4 protein-coding genes are annotated in these 5,094 nt (G+C 75.1%); all 4 read left to right on the top strand.

Annotated features, from left to right (window positions below; translation table 11 throughout):
- Positions 1–709, top strand: a 709-nt coding sequence (locus ABZ281_RS37225) for an anthranilate synthase component I family protein (RefSeq protein ID WP_356662460.1), incomplete at its 5' end; no start/stop codon positions are given.
- Positions 706–2,229, top strand: coding sequence for an AMP-binding protein (locus ABZ281_RS37220; RefSeq protein WP_356662459.1), 1,524 nt, complete (start codon positions 706–708; stop codon positions 2,227–2,229). The genes ABZ281_RS37225 and ABZ281_RS37220, both read left to right, overlap by 4 nt.
- 23 nt (positions 2,230–2,252) lie before the next feature.
- Positions 2,253–3,833 (top strand): AMP-binding protein, encoded by a 1,581-nt coding sequence (locus ABZ281_RS37215; protein WP_356662458.1) that lies wholly within the window; start codon positions 2,253–2,255, stop codon positions 3,831–3,833.
- The gene (locus ABZ281_RS37210) at positions 3,830–5,008 is read left to right on the top strand and encodes an FAD-dependent monooxygenase (protein ID WP_356662457.1); all 1,179 of its coding nucleotides are present in this window, start codon (positions 3,830–3,832) and stop codon (positions 5,006–5,008) included. The genes ABZ281_RS37215 and ABZ281_RS37210 overlap by 4 nt, the downstream gene beginning before the upstream one ends.
- The last annotated feature ends 86 nt before the right edge of the window (positions 5,009–5,094 follow it).

The following is a 5,094-nucleotide window of genomic DNA, read 5'->3' as shown; positions in this document are numbered from 1 at the left end:
GTTCCTGAGGTTCGGGGAGCTGGAGGTGGCCGGTTCCTCGCCCGAGCGGTTCCTGCGGATCGGCCGGGACGGCACCGCCGAGGCCCGGCCCATCAAGGGCACCGCGCCCCGGGGCGACGGGCCGGAGGAGGACGCCCGGCTGCGGGACGCGCTCGCGTCGGACGCCAAGACCCGGGCCGAGAACCTGATGATCGTGGACCTGCTGCGCAACGACCTCGGGCAGGTCTGCCGGACCGGGACCGTGCGGGTCTCCAAGCTGATGGCGACGGAGACGTACGCGACCGTGCACCAGCTGGTGTCGACCGTGGAGGGCAGGCTGCGGCCCGGCACGGACGCGGTGGACTGTGTGCGGGCCTGCTTCCCCGGCGGGTCGATGACCGGCGCGCCGAAGCTGCGCACGCTGGAGATCATCGACTCACTGGAGACCGAGGCCCGCGGCGTCTACTCCGGCGCCCTCGGCTACTTCGGCTGCGGTGGCGGCGCGGACCTCAGCATCGTGATCCGCACCGCGGTCTTCGCCGACGGCGTGATGCATCTGGGCACGGGCGGCGCGATCGTGCTCGACTCCGATCCCGACGCGGAGTACGACGAGATGCTGCTGAAGACGGCGGCCCCGATGCGGGCCCTGCACCAGCACACGGCCGACCCGATGCGGCGCCAGGGCCCGCCGGGGCGGACGGCCCGGGCAGCCGGGGAGGCACGGCGATGACCAGTCCGCAGGTCACGCTGGACCCGGCCGGCACCGAGGCGCCAGGCAATCTCGCGGCCCATCTCGCGGAGCTCGCCGAGCGGCGCGGCTGGACCGGGCGGGCCGCCTTCCACCAGGGGCACCGCGCCTGGACCCATGGTGAGGTGCACGACCTCGCCGCCCGCGCGGCCACCGTGCTGGCCGGGCAGGGGGTGCGCCCCGGCGACCGGGTGCTGCTGGCGCTGCCGGACTCCCTCGCCTGGGTCACGGCGTTCCTCGCCGCCGCCCGCCTCGGTGCCGTCGCGGTCCTGGTCAACCCCGAACTGCCCGCCGCCGACCACGCGTTCCTGGCCGAGGACACCGACGCCGCGCTGTGTGTGACGGGGCCCGGCCTGGAGACGCGGTTCGCCGGCCGGCCGGGGCTGGGTGCCGATCAGCTGATGGCCCTGGCCCCCGGCGCCGGGCCCGCCCCCGCCCACCAGGTCGACGCGCACAGCCCGCTCTACGTGCAGTACACGTCCGGCACCACCGGCCGCCCCAAGGGCGTCGTGCACACGCACGGCGATCCCCGGACGTACCACGACCTGGTCGGGCGGCGGGTGCTGCGGATCACCGCCGAGGACGTCACCCTGTCGGTGTCGAAGCTGTTCTTCGCCTACGGGTTCGGCAACGCGTTCGTCTTCCCGCTGTTCTCCGGCTCGTCCGCCGTCCTGGTGGACCGGCGGCCCGGACCGGCCATCACCGACGAACTCGTCGCCCGGCACCGGGTGACGCTGCTGTACTCCGTACCGTCCGCCTACGCCGCGCTGGTCACCGAGCGGGGCCACGGGCACGAGGGCTGCTTCGCCTCGGTGCGGGCCGCGGTGTCGGCCGGCGAGGGGCTTCCGGAGGGGCTGGCACAGCAGGTGACCGCGCTGCTGGGCGCGCCGGTGCTGGAGCAGATCGGCTCCACCGAGGCCGGTCACGCCTTCTGCGCCAACGGCTTCGCCCACAACCGCACGGGCACCGTCGGCCCGCCTGTCCCCGGCTTCGAGGTGGAGCTGCGCGACCGTGACGGCCACCCGGTCCCGGACGGCGACGAGGGCGAGATGTGGGTGCGCGGGCCGACGGTGACGCCCGGCTACCTCAACCGGCCCGAGGAGACCGCCCGGACCCTCGTGGGCGGCTGGCTGGCCACGCGGGACCGGGCCTGCCGCGAACCGGACGGCGCCTACCGGCATCTGGGCCGCGCGGACGACATGGAGATGGTCGGCGGCATCACCGTCTCCCCGCTGGAGGTGGAGGCCGTGCTGCGCGGCCATCCGGCGGTGCGGGAGGTGGCGGTCGCGGCCGTTCCGGACGGGCGCGGCGCGAGCCGGCTACGGGCCTTCGTGGTCCCCGCCCCGCCCGTCCGGGACGGTCTGGCCGACGAGTTGCTCGGCCTGGCGCGGGAGAGCCTCGCCGCGTTCAAGGTCCCCCGCAGCGTCAGTCTCGTGCCGTCGCTGCCCCGCACCCCGACCGGGAAGCTCCGCCGCCATCTGGTCCGGAAGGGCGCCTGGTGAACACCACGGAGAGGAACCACCCCATGCGACAGCACCTGCTCGCCGACCGAGGGTTCTACCTGGGACCGGTCTTCCGGCGGGCGGCCGACCGGCACGGGGCGGTCTTCGTCACGCTCGACCGGGCGCTCGACGTCGCGCCCGACCTCGGGGTCGACCTGAGCTACCGCGTGCTGGCCGAGGTGGTCGAGGAGGTGTCCGGCCGGTTGTGGGAGGCCGGGGTGCGGCCTGCGGAGCAGGTCGTCGTACACAAGGCCGACAACGTCGACATCATGCTGCTGACCTGCGCCGTCTCCCGTATCGGGGCCGTGCCGGTGCTGCTGTCGCCGACGCTGACCCCCACGGTGGCCGGGCAGCTCCTCGCACGGCTGCGGCGGCCCTGGCTGATCACCGACGGCGCGACGCTGGCCGGTCTGGGGGACGTCGGCCTGTCCGGGCTCGTGCGGCGGACGCTGACCGTGGACGAGGCGCCCGGGGCCGAGCCGCTGGCGGCGTACTCCGGGGCCGAACCGCCCCCACCCGTCCGGCTGCACCCCCGTGAACCCGCCCTGATCACCCACAGCTCCGGCACCACCGGTGTCCCGAAGCTGGCCGTGCACTGCGCGGGGACCATGTGGAACCGGCTCGTGCCGCAGCAGGCGATGGGCTGGCCCACCCGGGGCGAGACGGCCGCGCTGCACATGTCGTTCGTGCACTCGCGTTTCTACCATCTGCTCGGCGTGCTCCTGCACTTCGGCAGCCCGCTCGTGCTGATCACCGACCCGGATCCGGCCGCGGTCGGTCCGCTGCTGGTCCGGCACCGGCCCGGCATCGTGGAGACGCACCCCAACACGTTCGTGCTGTGGGAGGAGTTGGCCGGTGCGCCCGGGGCGCCGCTGTCCCGGGTGCGGTCGTACGGCTCGACGTTCGACGCGATCCATCCGCGTACCGTGCGGCGGCTGCTGGACGCGTCGCGGCGCCGCACGCCCTGGCTGATCCAGCTGTACGGGCAGAGCGAGACGGGCCCGGTGGCGTTCCAGGCGGTGACCCGGCGCAGTGCGACCCGGGCGGACGGCCGCCGGGTGGGGTTCGGGATACCCGGCTTCACGCGGGTCCGGGTCACCGACGCCGACGGCGCGCGGGTCCCGCCCGGTACACCGGGCCGGATCGAGGCGCGCACCCGGGGCCGGATCCTCACCTACCTCGGCCTTCAGGAGCGCTACGACCGTCAGCTCAGCGACGGCTGGTGGGAGATGGGCGACCTGGGCTACCGCAGTCGCCTGGGCGCGCTGTACCTGATCGACCGGGAGGTCGACCGGATCGACGCCGTGCACAGCAACCTGGAGGTCGAGGACGCCCTGATGTCCCGGCTGGAGGAGTTGCGCGAGGTCGTGATCGTGCGGGGGGCGGACCGTGAGCCGGTGCCGGTGGTGTGCGTGCGCGGCGAGCGGCCCCTGGACCCGGAGCGCTGGCGGCGGGCCACGGCCGGGCTGCCCGCGATGGCCGAGCCACGGCAGTGGCGGTTCGAGGAGCTGCCGGTGACGGCGACCTGGAAGGTGAAGCGCGTGGAGATCGCCCGGATGCTGTCCGCCGTGGCGGAGCCCAGGGCCGAAGGCGCCCGGGCATGACCCCAGTCCTCGTCGTGGGCGCCGGACCGGTGGGCCTGTCGGCGGCGCTGGCACTGCGGGCGCACGGCCTGCCGGTCACGCTGCTGGAGGCGGACCCGCAGGACCGTGAACGACCGGGCAGCCGGGCCCTGTTCGTGCACCGGGAGACCCTCGCCCTGCTGGAGGCGATGCTGCCCGGCCTCGCCGCCGAGATCACCTCGTACGGACGGACCTGGCACACCCGGCGCACCCTCTACCGGGGCCGGGAGGTCTACACCCGGACCTACCCGCCCGTGACCGGCCCGCCGCCCTTCACCAGCCTGCGCCAGACCGATACCGAGCGGTTTCTGCGCGCGGCCTGTGAGCGGGCCGGGGTCGACTTCGTGTGGGGCGCGCGTGTGACGGGCGTGCGCACCACGGAGACGGGCGTCTCACTGACCGGCGAGGACGGGCGGGTGTGGAGCGGCCCGTACGCGGTCGCCGCCGACGGGGCGCGCTCCGCGGTCCGGCAGGGGCTGGGCATCGAGCTGGAGGGCACCCGCGGCGAGGGTTTCCACGTCGTCGTGGACGTCGCCGATGTGCCGGGCGCCGAGCTGCCGTTGGAGCGGGTCTTCCACTACGAGCATCCCGGGGCCGGCGGGCGCGGTGTGATGCGGGTGCCGTTCACGGGGGGCTTCCAGGTCGACGTCCAGTGCCGCGACGACGACCGGCCGGAGGACTTCGGCACCGAGGAGGCCGTACGGCGCCGGCTGCCCGCGATCGTGGGGGACGGCTACGGCGACCGGATCCTGTGGGTGTCGACGTACCGCTTCCTGCGCATGGTGGCGGCCTCGTTCACCGATCCGCACCGGCGGGTGCTGCTCGCGGGTGAGGCGGCGCATCTCTTCCCGCCGTTCGGGGCGCGCGGGATGAACAGCGGGATCGCGGACGCGGCGGCAGCCGCCCAGGCGATCGCCGCGGGGACCGGCGCGGCGGTCGCGCACTTCGCCGAGGTGCGGCGCGCGGCGGGCCTGTTCAACATGGCCGCCGCGGGCACGGCCCTGGACCATCTGCGGCCGCGCCGCCGGATCGTCCGGGTCAGGCAGCGGGCCGCGGCGGCCCTGGCGCCGGTGCTGCCGTGGTGTGGATCCTGGCTGGAGCACGCGCCGTACGGACCCCGGCACGGGGCATCCGCGGTCGCGGGCCGCACGTACTGAGGAGGACCTCGTGGAGACGAGACCTGCGGTGGCGGAGGGCCTGTGGGCGTGGACGCCCGGCCGTGGCCTGGCCCGGGCCCCGGAGC

The organism is Streptomyces sp. NPDC006265 (genome assembly GCF_040613555.1).
GTDB lineage: Bacteria > Actinomycetota > Actinomycetes > Streptomycetales > Streptomycetaceae > Streptomyces.
The sequence above is the reverse complement of the archived record's forward strand: the minus strand, read 5'-3'. Positions and strand labels throughout refer to the sequence as shown.

Coding starts and splice junctions, on each gene's coding strand:
- ABZ281_RS37220 (WP_356662459.1), top strand. CDS start 706: ATGACCAGTCCGCAGGTCACGCTGGACCCGGCCGGCACCGAGGCGCCA.
- ABZ281_RS37215 (WP_356662458.1), top strand. CDS start 2,253: ATGCGACAGCACCTGCTCGCCGACCGAGGGTTCTACCTGGGACCGGTC.
- ABZ281_RS37210 (WP_356662457.1), top strand. CDS start 3,830: ATGACCCCAGTCCTCGTCGTGGGCGCCGGACCGGTGGGCCTGTCGGCG.